At 37.3% G+C, this 2,253-nt stretch carries 2 protein-coding genes; both read left to right on the top strand.

Annotated features, from left to right (window positions below; translation table 11 throughout):
• On the top strand, positions 1–1,283 hold a 1,283-nt coding region (locus tag WBN20_RS11245), incomplete at its 5' end, for a BamA/TamA family outer membrane protein (protein WP_424281740.1).
• Positions 1,284–1,342: 59 nt separating this feature from the next.
• On the top strand, positions 1,343–2,253 hold a 911-nt coding region (gene fbaA / locus WBN20_RS11240; RefSeq protein ID WP_424281739.1), incomplete at its 3' end, for a class II fructose-bisphosphate aldolase.

Here is a 2,253-nt window from a genome sequence, read left to right as displayed (position 1 = left end):
GGGGTACTTTTGGTTTGTTAAGTGATCGAGATGCTACGGAGAATTTCTTTTCAGAGGTGGGTGCTGATGTCAACATTACTTTCCCCCGAATATGGTTTCCATTTTTTAACTGGAAGAAGATAATTCCATCCTATAAACTGCCCCAGTCCAGAGTTTCTATTGGCACAAGTTTTCAGAAAAACATTGGCCTTGACAAACAAACTTTTAATACCATATTAGCATATAACTGGGCTACGAACAATTTGAATAAAAATAACGTAGAGCTATTAAACATTCAATTTGTAAATAACCTGAATATTGATGCTTTTTACAATGTATATGGGAGCACCTTTGATAGATTGAATGATATTGCCGAGGATTATTCTGATGATCCATCTTTGCAGGACTACTATGTTATGCCAGAACCACCAGATGGCCCTACACTAATTATTCCTGAAGGTACCACTGGTTTTACTGATGCCATTTTGAATGATGATGTCCCTTCAACTGACGAGGATTTTAATGATGTGGCCAGCATTGAAGAGCGAAGAATTAGGTTAACGGAAAACAATCTTATTTTTGCCAGCAACTATACCTTTAATAAGAATAACAGGGCTAACATAAATGATAATAATTTTTATTCTTTCCGATTCAAAGTTGAAAGCGCAGGACTTCTATTATCGGGAATTTCCAACATTATAGAGTTCGACAAAAATGACAATGGAGATCGTACTGTCTTTGGTGTTCCTTATTCCCAGTATATAAAAACAGAATTTGATTATATAAAACACTGGGATCTATCCAGATCTAACGTTCTTGCATTCCGAAGTTTTTTTGGCATAGCTATACCCTATGGAAACTCTAATAGTATACCCTTTGTTCGCAGTTATTTTGGTGGCGGATCCAATGATAACAGAGCTTGGTTTCCATATTCCCTGGGTCCCGGATCTACCGATAATATTAATGACTTTAATGAAGCTAACATGAAAATTTCACTTAATTTGGAATATCGGTTTCCTATTGTTGGAAATTTTAAGGGTGCAATTTTTGCAGATGCGGGGAATATTTGGAACGTTTTGGATAATGTAGACGACCCTGAGGCTGTATTTGAAGGCTTTGAATCCTTATCTGAAATAGCCCTGGGAACAGGAATGGGGATAAGATATGACTTTACCTATTTCGTATTCCGCCTTGATATGGGCTTAAAAACCTATAATCCGGCAGAATTACCTGGCCAAAGATGGTTTCGCGATTATAATTTCGCAAACGCAGTATTGCAAATTGGTATAAACTATCCTTTTTAGACCTTTAATTATTTTACTACATTTGCCACATCTCATAAAAACCTAACAGACTAAAAATTATGTCGCATTCAATTAAACCAGGAGTCGCAACCGGTGACCAAGTTCAACATATTTTCAATTATGCCAAGGAAAAAGGATTTGCCCTTCCGGCAGTAAATGTTACAGGTTCGAATACCATTAATGGAGTCCTGGAAACTGCAGCAGAATTAAACTCACCTGTGATTATACAATTTTCGAACGGTGGTGCTCAATTTAATGCGGGAAAAGGTTTATCCAATGAAGGCCAGCTTTCCGCCATACAAGGAGCGGTTGCAGGAGCAAAACATATACATCAGTTAGCTGTGGCTTATGGAGCAACGGTTATTCTTCACACAGACCATTGCGCTAAAAAATTATTACCATGGATAGATGGGTTGCTCGACGCAAGCGAAAAACATTTTGCCGAAACAGGTAAATCCCTGTTTAGTTCTCATATGATAGATTTATCTGAAGAACCTATTGAGGAAAATATCGCTATTTGCAAAGGATATCTGGAAAGAATGAGCAAAATGGATATGACTCTTGAAATTGAATTGGGAATTACCGGAGGAGAGGAAGATGGTGTAGATAATTCAGATGTTGATGATTCCAAATTATATACTCAGCCTGAAGAGGTAGCTTATGCATATGAAGAATTGTCCAAAATTAGTCCGAGGTTTACAATAGCTGCGGCCTTTGGAAACGTGCATGGTGTTTACAAACCGGGTAACGTAAAGTTAACTCCTAAAATTCTCAGGAATTCTCAGGAATATATAACTAAAAAATATGGTGTTGAGCATAATCATATAGACTTTGTATTCCATGGTGGCTCTGGTTCAACCGTTGAGGAAATACGGGAAGCAATTGGATATGGTGTTATAAAGATGAATATTGACACAGATTTACAATATGCTTTCATGGAAGGTATTCGGGATTACATCCAGGGTAAATC

This window comes from Eudoraea sp. (genome assembly GCF_049665975.1).
Classification (GTDB): domain Bacteria; phylum Bacteroidota; class Bacteroidia; order Flavobacteriales; family Flavobacteriaceae; genus Eudoraea.
The sequence above is the reverse complement of the archived record's forward strand: the minus strand, read 5'-3'. Positions and strand labels throughout refer to the sequence as shown.